The sequence below is a fragment of the Vibrio sp. 11-4(1) genome, assembly GCF_013048625.1.
GTDB classification, from domain to species: Bacteria; Pseudomonadota; Gammaproteobacteria; order Enterobacterales; family Vibrionaceae; genus Vibrio; species Vibrio diabolicus.
Map to the genome: position 1 here is coordinate 72,476 of NZ_VHSY01000002.1, position 17,720 is coordinate 90,195.

At 44.6% G+C, this 17,720-nt stretch carries 15 protein-coding genes; 11 read left to right on the plus strand and 4 right to left on the minus strand.

The window, feature by feature from the left end; translation table 11 throughout:
* Positions 1 to 207: 207 nt before the first annotated feature.
* The 11 genes from FKN16_RS03845 to FKN16_RS03895 all read left to right on the plus strand — a co-directional run bounded on the left by FKN16_RS03845 (position 208) and on the right by FKN16_RS03895 (position 13,921).
* Positions 208 to 1,731 (plus strand): sigma-54 dependent transcriptional regulator, encoded by a 1,524-nt coding sequence (locus FKN16_RS03845; protein ID WP_046875250.1) that lies wholly within the window; start codon positions 208 to 210, stop codon positions 1,729 to 1,731.
* Positions 1,706 to 2,776 (plus strand): glycosyltransferase family 4 protein, encoded by a 1,071-nt coding sequence (locus FKN16_RS03850; RefSeq protein WP_170902040.1) that lies wholly within the window; start codon positions 1,706 to 1,708, stop codon positions 2,774 to 2,776. The genes FKN16_RS03845 and FKN16_RS03850 overlap by 26 nt, the downstream gene beginning before the upstream one ends.
* Positions 2,777 to 2,931: 155 nt before the next feature.
* Complete coding sequence (locus FKN16_RS03855; protein WP_145474042.1) at positions 2,932 to 4,116, plus strand: glycosyltransferase; 1,185 nt, start codon at positions 2,932 to 2,934, stop codon at positions 4,114 to 4,116.
* Between the two features lie 11 nt (positions 4,117 to 4,127).
* Positions 4,128 to 5,300: a glycosyltransferase family 4 protein gene (locus FKN16_RS03860; protein ID WP_006742943.1), complete on the plus strand. Its 1,173-nt coding sequence runs from the start codon at positions 4,128 to 4,130 to the stop codon at positions 5,298 to 5,300.
* A complete protein-coding gene (locus FKN16_RS03865; RefSeq protein ID WP_170902041.1) occupies positions 5,293 to 6,723 on the plus strand; it encodes a lipopolysaccharide biosynthesis protein in 1,431 nt (476 codons plus the stop codon). The genes FKN16_RS03860 and FKN16_RS03865 overlap by 8 nt, the downstream gene beginning before the upstream one ends.
* A complete protein-coding gene (locus FKN16_RS03870) occupies positions 6,720 to 8,084 on the plus strand; it encodes an O-antigen ligase family protein (protein WP_170902042.1) in 1,365 nt (454 codons plus the stop codon). The genes FKN16_RS03865 and FKN16_RS03870 overlap by 4 nt, the downstream gene beginning before the upstream one ends.
* Positions 8,085 to 8,198: 114 nt before the next feature.
* Positions 8,199 to 9,323, plus strand: a complete 1,125-nt coding sequence (locus FKN16_RS03875) for a glycosyltransferase (RefSeq protein ID WP_145532146.1) — start codon at positions 8,199 to 8,201, stop codon at positions 9,321 to 9,323.
* Entirely contained in the window at positions 9,320 to 10,753 is a 1,434-nt protein-coding gene (locus tag FKN16_RS03880) for a chain-length determining protein (protein ID WP_006742947.1), read from the plus strand. The genes FKN16_RS03875 and FKN16_RS03880 overlap by 4 nt, the downstream gene beginning before the upstream one ends.
* Positions 10,754 to 10,973: 220 nt before the next feature.
* A complete protein-coding gene (locus tag FKN16_RS03885) occupies positions 10,974 to 12,092 on the plus strand; it encodes a glycosyltransferase (protein WP_170902043.1) in 1,119 nt (372 codons plus the stop codon).
* Complete coding sequence (locus tag FKN16_RS03890; RefSeq protein ID WP_170902044.1) at positions 12,085 to 13,272, plus strand: glycosyltransferase family 2 protein; 1,188 nt, start codon at positions 12,085 to 12,087, stop codon at positions 13,270 to 13,272. Before FKN16_RS03885 ends, FKN16_RS03890 begins: the two co-directional genes overlap by 8 nt.
* Before the next feature lie 10 nt (positions 13,273 to 13,282).
* Complete coding sequence (locus FKN16_RS03895) at positions 13,283 to 13,921, plus strand: sugar transferase (protein WP_005394228.1); 639 nt, start codon at positions 13,283 to 13,285, stop codon at positions 13,919 to 13,921.
* A 19-nt stretch (positions 13,922 to 13,940) separates the two neighbouring features.
* Here the strand turns inward: FKN16_RS03895 and FKN16_RS03900 are convergent, their stop codons facing one another.
* The 4 genes from FKN16_RS03900 to FKN16_RS03915 form a co-directional block, all read right to left on the minus strand.
* On the minus strand, positions 13,941 to 14,330 hold the full coding sequence (locus FKN16_RS03900) for an ATP-binding protein (protein WP_005394226.1): 390 nt from the start codon (positions 14,328 to 14,330) through the stop codon (positions 13,941 to 13,943).
* Between the two features lie 121 nt (positions 14,331 to 14,451).
* On the minus strand, positions 14,452 to 16,032 hold the full coding sequence (locus tag FKN16_RS03905) for a BCCT family transporter (RefSeq protein ID WP_005394224.1): 1,581 nt from the start codon (positions 16,030 to 16,032) through the stop codon (positions 14,452 to 14,454).
* A 372-nt stretch (positions 16,033 to 16,404) separates the two neighbouring features.
* Entirely contained in the window at positions 16,405 to 16,920 is a 516-nt protein-coding gene (locus FKN16_RS03910) for an outer membrane beta-barrel protein (RefSeq protein ID WP_005394222.1), read from the minus strand.
* Between the two features lie 210 nt (positions 16,921 to 17,130).
* Complete coding sequence (locus tag FKN16_RS03915) at positions 17,131 to 17,610, minus strand: outer membrane beta-barrel protein (protein WP_005394221.1); 480 nt, start codon at positions 17,608 to 17,610, stop codon at positions 17,131 to 17,133.
* Positions 17,611 to 17,720 lie beyond the last annotated feature (110 nt).

Sequence of the window (17,720 nt, forward strand, 5' to 3'; positions counted from 1 at the left end):
TATTTACAATTTAACTTAATCAATTAAAAAGTATGGATTTTTCGCAAATTTCCCACCTTGTGCTAATACTTAGATAACGCTTTTCTCAAATTGAGAATATTCAGCACTAGAGAGCACTAAGTCATATAACTCGCTCATCACGCCAAATACAAATAATAGTGCTGACAAAAATCATAAAAGTGAAACGAACTACGTTGGGATAGGACTATGAGACCAAGGGTGTTACTGGTAGAAGACTCTACTTCACTAGCCATACTTTATAAGCAGTATGTCAAAGACGAACCTTATGACATTTTTCATGTCGAAACAGGTCGCGAAGCAATTCAATTTATTGAAAGAAGCAAACCTCAGCTCATCATTCTCGATTTGAAACTGCCCGATATGTCTGGTGAAGACGTGTTGGATTGGATCAACCAGAATGACATTCCTACCTCCGTTATTATTGCTACAGCGCACGGCAGCGTAGACTTAGCCGTTAACCTAATTCAAAAAGGTGCGGAAGATTTCTTAGAAAAACCTATTAACGCCGATCGCCTAAAAACTTCTGTTGCATTACACCTCAAACGCGCCAAATTGGAAGATTTAGTAGAAAATATTCAGTCCAAGTTTGATCGCCATAACTATCACGGATTTATCGGTTCAAGTCTCCCAATGCAGGCGGTATATAAAACTATTGATGCCGTTGCTCCAACATCTGCCAGTGTCTTTATTGTGGGTGAAAGCGGCACAGGTAAAGAAGTCTGTGCTGAAGCCGTGCACCGTCAGAGCGACCGTAAAGACAAACCTTTTATTGCTATAAACTGCGGGGCTATCCCACGAGATTTAATGGAAAGTGAGATTTTTGGCCATGTTAAAGGCGCATTTACCGGAGCCACAACAGACCGAAAAGGTGCTGCGACGCTGGCTCACGGTGGTACGCTTTTTCTCGATGAACTGTGTGAAATGGAACTTGAGATGCAAAAGAAGTTGCTCCGTTTTCTTCAAACAGGAACCTACACACCGCTTGGTGGCACTCGAGAGATGAAGGTGGATGTTCGAATCATTTGTGCCACCAACCGAGATCCATTAACAGAAGTGGAAGAAGGTCGTTTTCGTGAAGATTTGTATTACCGCGTACACGTAATACCTATCGATATGCCCCCTCTGCGCGAGCGAGGAAGTGACATCGTCACGCTAGCCAAGCACTTTTTGACCACTTATGCCAAACAGGACAAAAAGAAATTCTCAACAATCGACAGCGAAGCTCAACATATCATCAAGCACTACGAATGGCCGGGTAATGTAAGGCAATTGCAAAACATTATACGTAACATTGTAGTGCTTAATAATGACGAAAAAGTCACGGTGAATCACCTACCCGCTCAACTGACTAGAAAGTCTAAAACGGTGAGAACATCCACTCCCACACATGTAACTCAAGAGCCAGCAAACCCTACAACAATAACATCCCAACCTGTGTATGTTGAGGAACAGTCGGCCCCCGCTAGAGAACCGTCAATACCGACACCGGAACCTAACATACAATCCTCAGCGGCTGCCTCGCCGTACTTTAACTCTGATGGAACCATTCGCCCTATGTGGCAAGTGGAACGTGAGGCGATTCAAAACGCAATCGCATACTGTGATGGCAACGTTCTCAATGCCGCCGTAATGCTGGAGCTAAGCCCATCTACGGTTTACCGAAAAAAACAAGCGTGGGAAGCGGATGAAATTAATCTCGAACAATCTTGAGAAACCTGACGTTGGTGAAATTTGGATTTTTCTTGATAGCCGCCTGTTTGGCGGTATCGAAAGTCACGTCATAGAGCTTGCTCGTGGATTAGTGACATTTGGGCACAAAGCACGTGTTGTCTTAACGACTGAGTACTCGCCACCAGCACAGATTGTAGAAAAAGCAGAAGAATCCACCATCCCTGTGAGTTACTTGCACCATTTGTCTGGTGAGCCACATAAGGCATTAAAGATCAAACACCTAACAAGCGCGGTCGCCAATCACCAACCATCGGTCATTCACTCCCACGGTTACAAAGCGTCAATCTTAGCGCGCTGTGCCAAGCTACTCACGCGCACATTTCCTCGCTTGATTTCAACTTATCATGCAGGAGAATCGTCTTCGGGCAAACTGTGGCTCTATGATTGGCTTGATAGAAGTTCAGGCTACCTCTCTAACCACTGCTTTTCCGTCAGCCCAAGCATTCAGCGTAAAGTCATTTTCCGTTCGGAGCTGCTGAATAACTTTGTTTCGATACCCGATCGTAATCTCAACTATCAAGAAATCGCTTTCGTCGGCCGATTGAGCCAAGAAAAAGGTGCCGACCAATTTATCGAAGTGGCTAAGCTCTGCCCAACATTGCATTTTAGTGTTTACGGTGATGGACCCGAAAGAGAATCACTCGCCCACATTGCCCCTTCAAATGTGACATTTTTCGGTCATCAAACTGAAATGGAGACCGTTTGGAAAAACATTAGCGTGCTTGTTATTTCTTCTCGCTATGAAGGCCTGCCTATGGCGGCGCTTGAAGCAATGGCTAGAGGAGTAGTCGTGATGAGCCTACGCGTGGGTCGCTTGCCCGATATTATCCAAACTGGCGAAAATGGCTTTATTGTCGATGACGTCCCATCTCTCGTTCAATGCCTTAAACATTGGATGTCTCTTGATGAAGTGCAGCAATCTCACATTCGTCAAAACGCTCGGCAGACCATTATTGATGATTTCTCGGCGCAAAGCGTTATTCCTGTATTGCTACGAAAATATCAAATTGAAACGGAGCAATAAGCCATATTGGTTCTCAATATGAGAATATTGCCTCTCCCCTTAAGTCCAAGCACAAATATCTAATAATATTCAAACACATAAACTAATGGCATATTTTGGCATCTCTGTTGCAACTCAGCAGTTAACACAAGTTAATGATGAGACAGAGGTGACTTATGACTACTCCAAAACGCATTCTATATGTTCATTATGGTGATAACTGGATTCGCGGCAGTGAAGTGGTACTTCTGGATCTCATCTCAGGGATTGACCGTGATAAGTTTGAGCCATTCGTGTGGTCAAACTGCCAGCCACTAATCGATAAGTGTCAATCGCTCGGAATTGAAGCGGAACATTCTGTTTTCAATCTCGTTGGTGGCTGGAGTGCACCTCGCTGGGATATTAGCGGATGGAACAGCCTTATCAAACAGGGCTCAGCACTGATCGAAAAACACAATATCGACTTGGTACACGTTAATAGCGGTGGTCCTTGTCAATGGATGTGTTTGGCTGCACGCATGAATCACATCCCACTTGTCACTCAACTTCATTGTCACTATACATTGCGAGATCGCTTCTCTCTTGGGCTACACCTCTCCCCAAAATTGATTTGCGTTAGTAAAGATGTCGGTCGTGAAATTATTCAGGACGGTTACCCAGAAGACCAGCTTTATGTTGTGCACAACGGTGTATCGCTTCTGGACTCTGATACGCCCATTGATATCAAGGCTCACCTCGGAATACCTCCACAAGCGTTTACCTTTCTCTCGGTAGGTTCGTTGATTAAAAGAAAAGGATTCGACCGCCTTATTCGCGCTATGCGCATGCACAATTACCATCACGATAATCCTCATCTTGTTATCGTTGGCGATGGCGAGGAAAGAGAAACATTGCAACAACTTGCTTCGGATCTCGGTATCCAAGACAGAGTCCACTTTGTCGGGGAAAAAAGCAATGCTGGTGCATGGATGTCTGGGAATGCAGACGCTTTTATTAGCGGCGCCTATGAAGAGGCCTTTGGTCTCGTGCTCGGGGAAGCGGCTTTAGCTCAGCTGCCTATCGTGGCTCCTAAAACAGGAGGCATCCCTGAGTTGTTCGAGCATAATCACTCTGCGCTACTGTACCAGAATCGCGGAATGGCAGGCTTATTAAACGCTATCCAACAAGTCATGCAAGATGTAGCTCTAAGAAACAAGCTAGCTGAAAACGCCTATCTTCATGCTAGCCAAAATCTCACGACTGCAGCATCCATAAGCGCCATTGAACGTATTTATGAAGGTGAGCTTGAGAACAACAGTATTACACCAATGCCAATGACTCACTGCATGAAGCCTCTTTCACGCTGGTTGAGCATCAATTGAGGAGGCCAGTCATGAAACGTGTATTAATGTTCGACGCAATCCCAATGCAAGGTGGTTCTAAAATTGCGAATGCAGAGCTCCTCAAACAGTGCGATAAACTGAACGTAATTGGTTATCTGCTGACCACGAATCCAGAGCATTGGGAGTCACTACTTAGCGATACGCCTCGTGTGCAGATTATCAAAATCAAACCATCACCACTGAGCTCCACTCATGGCCTCACTTACTGGTTAATGAACGCGTATTACTTTATCCAACTGATTTTTGCGTGCATGAAACTACCAAAGATAGATAGCTTTTTAGGTCTATCTTGCCCAAGTAACGATATGCCTTTGTACTTACTAAGATTAATCAGCAAAAAGCCTGTGGTACAAATGGTTCATGGTCCAGTTGGTCGTTCAAGATCTTCCGGCTACTGCTTGGTAAAAGCATCCGCAATTTATTACTTGGCAAACACCCGAGAATCGATGCTAGAGGCCTTACAGGTCTACCTCAAAACAGAGAAGCCAGCCACTGAACGCTATTGGTGTGGTTTGAATGCGTCTACGTTTGTTAACGGACTATCGAGAGACCGTTGGCCAAAACAAGCAAATCCAATTTCAAACCGCGTCTTCTGGGCGGCCAGCTTACTAAAATGGAAGAACATCGATCTTTTTCTTGATGCTTTAACACTTGATAAGACAAAAGAGATCAAATCTACCGTGTGTTACATCAAACCAAATGTGGCAGGTGTGGAATATTCAACACCAGACTTCACCACAAAAGGTGTTGAATGGCATGAATGCCCAGATAACCTCGATGACCTACGCTCTCAGTGTGGTGTGTTTGTTTCCACCAGTGTTAACGAACCTTTTGGATTATCCATTTTAGAAGCTCTCGCAGCAGGCATGTGCATCGTCATCCCACATGATGATAGCTACTGGGATCGCGTATTGACGCATGGCCGCAATTGCATCAAGTACACACCAAACAATGTGGCGTCGTTACATAACGCAATTCGCCTTTTGAATGAGTCTCCATGGATGAAAGTGACAATGGGTATCGAAGCACTCAACGTTTCTCAACTTTATACGGCCGAACGTTGTTATCTGCCAATCGCTCAGCACCTTGCAGCAGAATCCGCACCGAATGGCGATTGTAAACTCAAAACACCGCGATACATCAAAGGATATGACCATGTCTAAAGCAATGACCAATATGTCGCTGTTCGCTATCGCGTTAGTGATAAACAAAAGCATCAGCTTAATCATGCTGCCTGTATTGCCCCACTTTCTCTCACCAGAACAAATGGGCAAGCTTGAACTGCTTACCACCTTTGGCGTTGTCACAACCTTATTCGTCAGTTTCGCTTTGCATGAAGCGCTGTATCGATTCGTCGGGGTTGAAAAGGATCAAAATACGCGCACAAGCCTACTAAACCAGCTGTACTCACTTGCTTTATTCATCGCTGGCATAGTGGCTTTATGCCTACTCGCTATCATTATGTTCGCGCCTATTCCTGCTCCTTTTACGCGAGTCGAGTTTGCTATTGTTATGTTTGCTATCGTTCTAGAAGGCAGTATCGCAATCGGCACAGCTTGGTTGAGAACACAGGACGACAAAGCAAGAACCCTACTTAACGTCATGGTGACTACCACTGTTTTTCAGGTTATTTTCATCATCACGGCGCTGTCTGTTCACCCACAAGTTATTTCTGTTTTATGGGGTGGCTTGTTGGCTGCTATTACTCAGTTTGTCTGGCTGCACATCATTAACCGCTACAGCATGACTCTGCCAAATCTGACAGTGGCGAAACAATACCTAAATTACTGTCTGCCCATGATGATGGCTGGATTGGTTGCGTTTTGTCTCAATGGCGCTGAACGCTGGTTCATCGGCGCGAACGCCTCACTTGCGACCTTAGGGATTTACGCGATAGCCGTAAAATTTGCGGTTGGCATGTGTATTTTAGTTCAGCCATTTGGCATGTGGTGGATGCCACGTCGATTTAATTACCTAGAAGGTCGTAAGAGTACAGAAGCTGTGCGCATCACTCATCTAGGCATGATTTACATTACCGGTTTAAGTGTTGCAGTCGGCACATTAGCAATGGTGATGATCACTTACCTGTTACCAAAAACCTATCATGAGGCGGTACTGTTCAGCTTGTTCTTACTGCCTATCGCCATGCTAAAAGAGTGGAGCGAACTCATTAATATTTCCATTTTGTACAAGCGTCGTACTCGCTGGTTACTGGGTATTAATGTCGTCTCAGCATGCGTTGCAATTGCTTTGCTGTTTGGCCTATCGTCTCTGGGTATCTATGGAGTTTTCATTGCGCTTTATTACGCTCAACTGTGTAAGCTTGGCCTGACTTATGTGGTAGGTCAACAATGCATGCCGTTGCCTTTTCACCTAAGTCTGATGGTTTTATTGCAGATTATCTCCGGTGTGGCACTGTTCCTGCTTCACTCTTCACAATCAATAGGCATCGCCATCGCAATTTGCATTTTGACATGCACTTTGCTGGCAGGGATAGCCACTCGCTATATGAGTAAAGAGACGCTAAATGCGCTCACTCGATACATGGTGAAGTGGCGTGGACAGGTGAAGAGATACTCGTTATGACTGAAACCAAGGTGAGAAGAAAGCAGTCCATCGCAGCGCTGACGATTACCGTCTGTATCGGCCTGCTTTGGATTGTTATGCCTCACCCTATTTTGATTGTCGCACTATGTTTCGCCCCGCTGGCTTTACTGTTCGTTCTCAACCAAACGTTTTGGCTCGTCACGCTGTTCGTTATTTTTTCATTCTTCCGTATTCATGAAGCGTTTCCCGTTATCTATAACTTTAAGATCCCATTGCTACTATCATTGGGGGCACTGGCCGCACTTGCTTTCCACCTTTTGATAAGTCGCCAGCTTACTGCTTTTTGGCACCCGTCATTAAAATGGCTGTGCATATTTTGGGGGCTGGTGATCATCGGGATCGTCTTCGCCTCCAGTCGTGACATTGCCATTACAGTTTTCAAAAATACCTATTGGAAAATCATCATTATGACATTGGCTATCACCTGGCTTATTACCAAACCGGCTCAGTTAGCACAAATGTCGAAAGCAATAATTTTCGCCGGATTGTTGATTGGTTTAGTCGCATTACAAAACGCAGCGAATGGCATTGATTTAGTCGAAGGGACGCGCGTATCGATTGGACGCTCCATAGGTTCAGTACTCGGCGATCCGAACGACTTGGCGCTGGTATTAATGTTTCCCCTCGCCTTTACCGTTAGTCAGCTAATGGAGAAACGTTCACCTAAGCATCTCCGGCTCTTCGCACTTATTACCTGTTTGGTGTTGTTTTTTGCGATTATTGAGACACAAAGCCGCGGGGGCTTGTTAGGCTCTCTATCGGTATTTGCGTACTTTGCCTTTAAGCACATCAAAAGCAAAACGTTAGTTTTAGTACTAGGCGCCGTCGCAGCCATCGTACTCTACGCATTTGCTGGTATCTCAGGGCGAGAATCGGGTGGCGCAGCCGAGGATGGTATAGATGCCTCTGCGATGGGGCGACTTTACGCGTGGGAAGCCGCATTTAAAATGGCTCTCCACCATCCTTTAACTGGGGTTGGGCTTGATAATTTCTACTTCAATTACTATTTCTATAGCCCTCACTGGGATGGTATCAATCACGCCGTACACAGTACTTGGTTTGGCGTATTAGCAGAAACGGGGTTTGTTGGACTCGCCGTGTTCATTACATTGATTGTGTCATTGATTCGAACCTCTTTGCATTCTATTTCACTACTGACGCCAACATCGGATTACACCCTCTCTGTTGGAGCAAACGCAGTCTTAAGTGGGCTTATCGGGACCATCGTATCAGGTACTTTCCTCACTCAAGGTTTCACTTGGCCAATTTACATTCTGGCAGCATTAACGGTTGTCGTTAGCCGAATCGTTCAAAGTGATTGTCAAAATGAGAAACCCTAATTTCAAATACCAATAGAAAGTCTAATTACCTGTTTTATAACAAATAAATCCTTGGCACGTATTGTGATTACTCTCTGATTAGTAATCAAATAACGAAGACTCAAGGAGAGCCACATGACAGACATCGTAGTATTTGGAGAAGATTTTGGCGGGCTACCCTCCTCCACTCAACACATTGTCAAACGACTAGCAACGAGCCACCGCATCCTTTGGGTTAACTCAATCGGTCTGCGTCAACCTAGGCTGACCGCTAAAGACATGCAACGTGCGTTAAACAAGCTCACTCGTGTGTTTAATAACGCTGGATCGCATAAGCCAACGTTAGAGTCTGAAATAAACCCAAATATTCACACCATTAACCTACTCACTATTCCTGCTCCAAGTTCTGCGCTGGTAAGAAAAGTAGCGGCTAAGATGATGAAATACCAGCTCAATAAACAGTTACACGCTCTTGGTTTTGATAAGCCTATATTTTGGACATCGCTCCCGACGGCCGCAGATGTTTGTGCGGAAATGAATTCACGTGGGCTAATTTACTATTGTGGCGATGACTTTAGCGCTTTAGCTGGTGTTGACCACGACACGGTTGCCAAGCATGAACGTACACTGGTTAACGCGGCTGATGTGATTTTTACAGCAAGTGACAAACTCGCCACTCAATTTCCATCTGGTAAAACCGTCACTTTACTTCACGGTGTCGACTTTAGCCTGTTTTCTGAGCCAGCACCTAAGGCTGAAGATTTACCTAATAATGGTCGCAAAGTGCTGGGCTTTTATGGCAGTTTGTCTGAATGGTTAGACTACGACTTAATTGCCCAAGTCGCAGACCAAGCGCCTGACTGGGATCTCGTGTTCATCGGCCCCAACGAGTTCAGTGATAATCCACTTCCACAAAGAAGCAACATATACTACCTGGGCCCGAGAGCGCATCACACTCTGCCACGTTACTCTCAACACTGGGATGCCAGTTGGTTGCCCTTTGTTGATAACGCTCAAATCAAGGCATGTAATCCGCTTAAACTTCTTGAGTACTTGGCAACAGGAACCCCTGTTATCAGCACACCCTTTCCCGCATTAATGCCCTACAAACATATGCTCCATGTGGTTCAAGATGTCGAAGACGTGCGTGCCAGTCTCGATCACCTCCTACCGCCACCGACAGATTCAAAGTCATTTGTTCAACAGCAAAGCTGGGAAGCAAGAGCCAACCAAGTTGATAAATTAGTGAGGGCGCTATGAACGATTTAAGAGAAAACCTCAGTGTACTGTTACATGGAGCTTGGAGACGTCGCTACATGATCGTTATTCCTATGCTTGTATTGCCTGTGCTGGGTTTCATCGTAAGTAAACTGGTTCCGACGACTTATGTCGCTCATACGAGTATGCTTATCCAAGAGACAGCGAAAATGAACCCATTCCTTCAAGATCTTGCCGTCTCAACCATGCTGAAAGATCGATTGAGCGCACTCAGTACCTTGCTAAAAAGCCGACATGTTTTGTACTCAGTTGCCAAAGAACAAGCGCTGATTAGTGACGAAATGAGTGCCAAAGAGCAAGAGTTCATCATTAAAGATCTCGCGTCGCGTTTGTCTGTTCAGCAGCTTGGTAAGGACTTCATTCAAATCCAACTACGAAGTGGCAAACCGAATGGCATGGAGTCGATGTTACTCTCCGTCAGCGAACATTTTGTCGAACAGCTTTTAGCTCCTGAACGATCTTCAATTAAAGATTCAAGTCACTTTTTAACCATCCATATTAATAAACGCAGAGAAGAGTTGGATAAAGCAGAGCAAGCGTTCGCGGAATACAAGAATACTTACTCTCACGCGACGCCTGAAATGCAAGCACAAAGCCTGACTCGTCTGGCAAGCCTTAAACAAACCTTGGCAGAAAAAGAAGCGGAGCTTGCTGGTGTTACCCGAAGCCTAGGTAGTTTGGACCAACAACTTTCTAAAACCAACCCGGTTATCGGTAAGCTTGAAGAACAAATCATAGACATTCGTAGTGAGCTCACTTTGCTTCGCGCCAAGTACACTGAGGCGCATAGCATGGTTCAAGGCAAGCTACGAGAGTTAAACCGCTTGGAGCAAGAGCGCTCAGTACTATTGAACTCTAAACAACCGGAATTAAACAGCGCCCAACTTTGGGATATCGCAAGCAATACCACCGTAAACAGTCTTGGAGAAGCTCAGCCTCTTCTGGTCTCTCAGCTTCACCAACTGCAAATTATGCGCGGACGCTTTGAAGCCCTCACAGAAGAAACCAATAGCTTACGAACAATGATTCAAGAGTTAGAAAGTAATGCGCATCGATTTGGTAGCACAGCAACAGAAATTAACCGCCTGGCTCGTGATGTCGCGGTAAAAAGAGAAATGTATGATGACCTTGTAGAGCGTTATGAAATGGCTCAATTAACTGGTTCACTTGGCGTATTTGAAGAGAATAAACGCGTGAAAATCATTGATGAACCTTTCACACCAACCATTCCGTCTAACTTACCTAGTTTTGTGTTTGTCATTTTAGGGTTTATCGGTGGCGCGGGTTTGGGCATTGGATTAGCGACGATACTTGAGTTAGCAGATAACTCTATCCGCTCTAAAAGAGCATTAGAAAAGCACCTTGGCGTTCCTGTGATCACCACTCTACCTAAAGTGGTATACGGAAGCTAACAGCCGTTAACACTCCATTACAAGCACTCGTTCAGCGAGTGCTTTTCTTTTTGTGCTTATTCTAACTCCGTGTAAGGTTTCCACTAATATGAATCTCAAATTGAGAATAAACATCGCCCTTCATATGCATTGCCATTAACCTGATGTTTTTAAACACTTAATTTATTGGCACGCAGTCTGCAACTCCTAAATAAACAAAGAACTCAACGAGGGTTTGAGAATGGAATTCAGACAAAAACAAAATAGCACTCAACGCAATAAAAAAGTGATATTACACGTCGTGCAGCACTTAGCTCCTGGCGGTTTGGAAACGCTCGTATTAGAGATGCTTCGTTTTGCGCAACCGAATCATTCCGTGTTTGTCGTAAGTTTAGAGGGAAGCAAAGCGCAAGCACTGCAATGCTGGTCAAAACTCTCGACCTACCAAGGCCAACTGCACTTCCTCAATAAGAAACCTGGATTCAGCGGGACAACCATCAGTACGCTGACTTCCATGCTCAAAGGACTTAAGCCTGATGTGGTCCACACTCACCATATCGGTCCACTATTATATGGTGGGATTGCGGCACGCTTAGCGCAGGTGCCAGTAATTATCCATACTGAGCACGACGCCTGGCATCTGAATAACAGAAAGTCAGCTCGACTGCAGTCCCTACTGCTAAAAATGATTCATCCACATGTGGTTGCCGATGCGAACTTTGTCGCCGAACAAATCCAGAAAAAACTGAATTACCGCAAAGTTTGCACCATACATAATGGAATCGATTGCCAGAAATTTCAAAGCGGTAATCAAGCAACCAAGAGAAACTTGTTTGGGCTTCCAGTCAACAAAACCGTGATTGGAGTCGCTGGACGTTTAGAAGCAGTTAAAGGCCATAAAGTGCTTATCGAAGCCTTCTCTCATCTTACGCCAAACACACACCTAGCCATTGCTGGAGATGGTTCTCAGAGAGCTCAATTGGAAGCACAAGTTAGAACGTTAAAACTTGAGGATCGCGTTACCTTTTTAGGCTTGGTCGACGATATGCCCAGCTTTTACCAAAGCCTCGATTTATTTTGTTTACCGTCGCTTCAAGAGGGTTTCCCCCTCTCAACACTAGAAGCTCAAGCATGTGACATTCCTTGTGTCGCAACCGATGTTGGTGGCGTGAAAGAGACGCTCTGCCCGATTAACAGCACATTGGTTGAAGCCAACCGTGTGTTCTCTTTGGCGGAAGCTTTGTCGCTGCAATTGAAATCAACCCATGGTTCTCCTCGAACTTTTATTCTCAAACATTTTGATATCAGAGACATGGTGAGTCGCTACTCACGTTTGGCCAAGGAGGCTAGCTATGAATGATTTACTTTGGATTACAGGTTTTGGTTTATCCGCATTTTTGATTGTCTATCATCATGTTGGTTATCCATTACTACTTAAATGGCTTCCTTTAAAACAGCACAAAATCACAGCACCATTTGTAGAGCGAGCTTACAAAGCCTCTCAAACAGACAGTCAGTTACCATCTATTACTGTCATCGTGCCCGCCTACAATGAAGAACAATGGATAGCAGAAAAGATCCGCAACCTTGCGAGCTTAGATTACCCAAGAGATAAATTGAAAGTGGTGATCGCATGTGATGGCTGCACAGATAACACAGCCGAGATTGCTCAAGCGACGATTCAAGAAGCAATCTGCTCCGATACACTGTTCATCATTAATGACCACCAAGTCAATCGCGGTAAAGTTGCCCTACTCAACGAAGAAATGCGTCATGTTAACTCGGACATTACCGCACTGAGTGATACATCGGCATTGATTTCTTGTGATTCTCTGTTGCTAGCTAGTCAGCATTATCAAAATGAGAAGGTTGGAGTGGTTAACGCGACATATCAAATAATGAGTACCGATAACCAAGGTGAAGCGGCGTACTGGCAATACCAGTCTCGAGTGAAGCACCAAGAATCCTTGCTAGGTTCAACGATTGGTTCTCACGGTGCGTTTTATACATTCAGAACCCACCTATTTGAACCACTTGAAGTCAGCACCATCAATGACGATTTTATTCTCCCTATGAGAATCGTTTTGCGAGGCTATAACGCTATCTACGAACCTAACATGCTAGCTCTTGAACTCGAACAAAGCTCAGACGACGCAGACTTCAAGCGACGCCTAAGAATTTCAGCGGGTAACATGCAGCAGCTCATGCAATTAAAGAAATTACTGCTACCTCGCTATCGTGGCACTGCCTTTGCATTTCTATCGGGAAAGGTTCTGCGCTTAGCAACACCCTATTTGATGATTGTTTGCTTGGTTTGTTCACTGCTACTGGCACACAACCCGCTGTTTCAAATAATGCTGCTCGCTCAAGCCTGTGTTTATGGTATCGCACTTGTCACTTACTTGGTGCCTGCACTTAACACAGTCAAGCCTTTTAAACTGATTAGCTACATCGTCATTGGTCATCTCGCCAATTTCATCGGCGGTATGAAGTATTTGCTAGGAATGGAAAATGGGCGTTGGAAACGCGTCAACCAATAAGGAAAGCATCATGAAAAACTCACGCTACGATTCAAATGTATGCCACGCGAAAAGAACGTTTGATGTACTGGTTGCAATGTTTATTTTGCTCGTCACTGCACCACTATTCCCATTTATCGCGCTAGCTATAAAAATCACATCCAAAGGCCCAGTGATCTATCGTCAACTGCGTGTTGGGCGCTGTACACCAGAAAAAATGGATCTTTTTCAAATCATGAAGTTTCGCACCATGTATATTGATGCGGAGCAACGCTCCGGTGCAGTTTGGGCAACCGAGAATGATCCTCGAATCACACCAGTAGGACGTTTTTTACGTAAGACCCGTTTAGATGAGTTACCACAGCTGTTTAATGTGTTGAGAGGTGAAATGTCGATGATCGGGCCACGTCCAGAGCGCCCTGCTTTCTACCAAAAGTTGGAAGATGAAATCCCTTATTTTGTAGAACGCACATATGGCGTATTACCAGGAATTACAGGCCTAGCGCAAGTTAACCAAGGCTATGATGCATGCATTGAAGATGTAAGACGTAAAGTTGGTTTTGACCACAGTTACGCACTAAGCTTAGGTTCGTTCTACTCTTGGATTTCAATGGACCTTTCAATCATGAGCAAAACTTTCGTTGTGATGATTGACGGACGAGGTCAGTAACCCCTAGTTCTGGTAACGGTCACTCTTGCCACTGGCGTCGCATCTTTTCGATGGTCGCTGGTGGCACATCATGAATGCTTTGATACGCTCCGCGACACACCTTAACTTCCACCTCAATGCGCTTCTTCACGCAATAGTCCAAGTAACGCTTCATCTCCCAGTGACGAACAAACGTATTACTCACAATCACGACTTTCCCTTTGTTCAACCACTTTCGAGTTTGCTGAAAACACCATTCATGCGCTTGGGGTAACTCAGTTGGATTAAAGTGATAATCACCTTCATCATTTTCAAAATACATGTCAGCTTCAAAATGCTTAGCACCAAGCTCTATCGCCAATTGCTTTGCTAAGGTTGTTTTACCTGAACCTGGAAGTCCACGAATAAGAATGAGTTTAGCCAGTGACATAATGCTGTTAAATGAGGTGGGAATAAGCCCAAACTGTAACGGAATTATTGAAAAAGAAAAGTAGAAATAAAAAATGCCGAGCGCATTAGGCTCGGCATTTAAATTCAATAGTGGATAGTGTTTATTTGTAAGCTGACAGTTCGGTTCTTAACCCTTTAACCAAGCTTACACACATCAACAACAGAACAAAGGTAAACGGTAATCCCGTTGCAACCACGCCTGACTGCAATGCTTGCAAGGCTTCTTTGCCACCAACCCAAAGCATAACGGCTGCAATTGCACCTTCAATACAAGCCCAGAAAATACGCTGTGGAATTGGTGCATCAATCTTACCGCCCGCAGTGATACTATCGATAACCAGTGAGCCAGAGTCTGATGATGTAATAAAGAACACCAGAATCAGCACGATAGAAAGCATTGAAATCACTGAGCTATACGGTAGCGCATCGTAAACATGGAACAGAGTCAGTGAAATATCAGTTAGACCATTTGCACCTAGCTCCCCCACTTTATTCACCACTTGGTCAAGCGCGATACCACCGAATACAGACATCCAAATCAAGGTAACGACAGTAGGAATAACGATCACTGCGAACAGGAATTCTCGAACCGTACGACCTTTAGACACACGCGCGATAAACATACCAACAAACGGTGACCAAGATACCCACCAAGCCCAGTAGAATACCGTCCAGCCGTGCATCCAAGTTTCATCTTCACGACCGTGGGGGTTGCTCAACGGAATAATATTTTCAATGTAAGCCATTGTTGTGTCGCGTAGCGAACCCCACGCCGTATCAAACGTGATAAAGGTAATGAAAATAAGCAGGGCAAACGCAACCACCATATTGACGTTACTCAGTAGCTTAACACCACCATCAATACCACGAATTACTGATAGCACCGCGATAAAGGTAACAAAGGTGATCACAATCATTTGTGTACCAATGCCGCCTTCTAGACCAAAGACATGGTTAATACCACTGGTCGCCTGCTGAGCACCGAGACCCAGCGACGTTGCAAGACCAAACAGCGTGGATAAAACGGCAAGAATGTCGATAACATGTCCTAACCAACCCCATGCTCGGTCACCAAAAATTGGATAAAACGCCGCGCGCAATGAAAGCGGTAAACCCTTGTTAAAAGCAAAAAACGCAAGTGCTAGTGCAACGAGTGCGTAAATACTCCAACCATGCACACCCCAGTGGAACATGGTGGCACCCATCGCTAGAGATTTCGCTTCTTCTGTGTATGGCACTGCGTTCAGTGGCATTCCCCACCAATCAGTGAAGTACGCGGTCGGCTCCGCCACACTCCAGAACAGAAGGCCAATACCCATACCAGCAGCAAAGAGCATCGACAACCAAGAAACGGTTGAGTGATCCGGCGTTGCTTCTTTGCCACCTAAGCGGATTTTACCCAGCGGAGAAAAAAGAAGAGCAACAGCGAATAATAAGAAGAAGTTTGTCGACCACATAAAGAACGCATCAAACTGTTCGATAATTCCGTTTTTCAGACCGTTTAATACATCACGAGCAGTGGTTGGCTCAACAAGAAGAAGTGAAATTAGACAGAAAACAACGAGACCCGCACTGATGCCAAAAACGGGGTTATGTATGTCGAATCCCCACTTTTGAACGTTGTCCTGTCCAACCTGATAGTCTGTTGTGTCGATACTATATTTTTTAAATGCATTATCCATAAATACAAATTTAACGTGAATTTGAAACGCCCCTCAGGTGAGAAGAACTCCAATACCGCCCTCCATTAATTTGAACTCTAAAGTTTTAAAGCGGGGCGAAGTTTAGCAGTAATCACATATTTTTGCAAAAAATCGCCATTTATTGCATTTTTGGCTCAGTTGAAGGCAGATGAGAACAAAGTAATATCAACACAAAAATTATGAGGTCTAACGATTGATTTTATCGTAATTTGATCGTTCGAAAAGCACTGGAAATACTTGCGCTCTGTGGCTTTATCATTGATGGACGCGTAAATTGAGATAAGTAACACTGACTTGGTTTCAAAGCTAGCGATGAAACCATGTCAGTAAAGTTTTCATATAGATTGAGTATTATAGGAAATGGAAGGTAATATTCCCCGTCACACTGCTCACGGTGTCGCTATCGCTGTCAATATCCACGCCAAACGCTTGATAGCTTGCCCCAATAGAAACATTATCGAGCAAGAAGTATTCGGCACCGACACCATACATGTAGGAGACACCATCATCTTTATCTAAATTTCTCAGTCCGCCGTCATAATCAACATTGAATGCATTGATGCCACCTTTGGCATAGACATGAAGCGGCCCAAAGTCGATGCTTGGTTTCGCTGCTAAATAGAATGAATCAAAATCAGCACTACCCCTGCTGCCACTCAGTGATAAATCCACCTTGCCGTGGTTAAAGTAACCTGCCTCAATGCCAATGAATGGCAAAATACCAGTACCTACATGAATACCGTAGGTTGTATCGTTTTCGCTATCGATATCAGATTGACCGATTTGACCGCCAGCGTAAATCCATGAGTCAGCCATTGCTGATGTTGAGCACAACGTTAGAGCTAATAACGAGAGTGTTTTTTTCATACTATCCCTTCCTGAGCGATTCCTAAGCGATTCCTAAGCGAAACATTACGCAAATATGCGCATTTAATCGCCACTATATATTGGAAAGCATGAGCATTTTAAGATCCAAAAGTGAATAATTTATGTTCAACTTTTGTTTTGTGACTTCCAGACAAAAAAACACCGACATAAAGTCGGTGTTTTTCATATGGGTGTTAGAAAGCTAGACGCTTATAGGAAATGCAGTGTTGCGTTAACAGAGAACGTGCCGATATCGTCTTTACCCGCCGTGTAGTTCATGTAGCTAGCACCAACAGACATCGGACCAAAAATGAAGTACTCAGCACCTACACCGTACATTAGATCCAAATCGTCATCGTCTTTGCCGCCTTTCACTTCTTTGTCCCACTGGTGGAAGCCACCTTTTGCATACACATGCAGTGGACCAAAGTCGATGCTTGGCTTAAGTGCTGCGTAGTAAGACGTTAGCTTAGTGTCTTGACCATTTACGTTAAATTCACCGTGTTGCGTCACACCGGCTTCAATACCAATGATAGGTAGGATGCCTGTACCAACGTGAACAGAGTATGATGTATCCGTCTCACCTTTGTAGTCAGACTGACCTACTGTTGCACCACCGTAAATCCAAGAATCTGCCATTGCCGCAGAAGATGCGCCAAGTAGCGCCACTGCTAATAGAGTTTTTTTCATCATCTACCTTTACTCTTTATTATTCCCACGTCTGCATAACTCAGTCGTTGGTACTACAAATAAAGGGAGGCGAACCATTGCCTCCCAGAACTAAAAAATTACGCTTATTG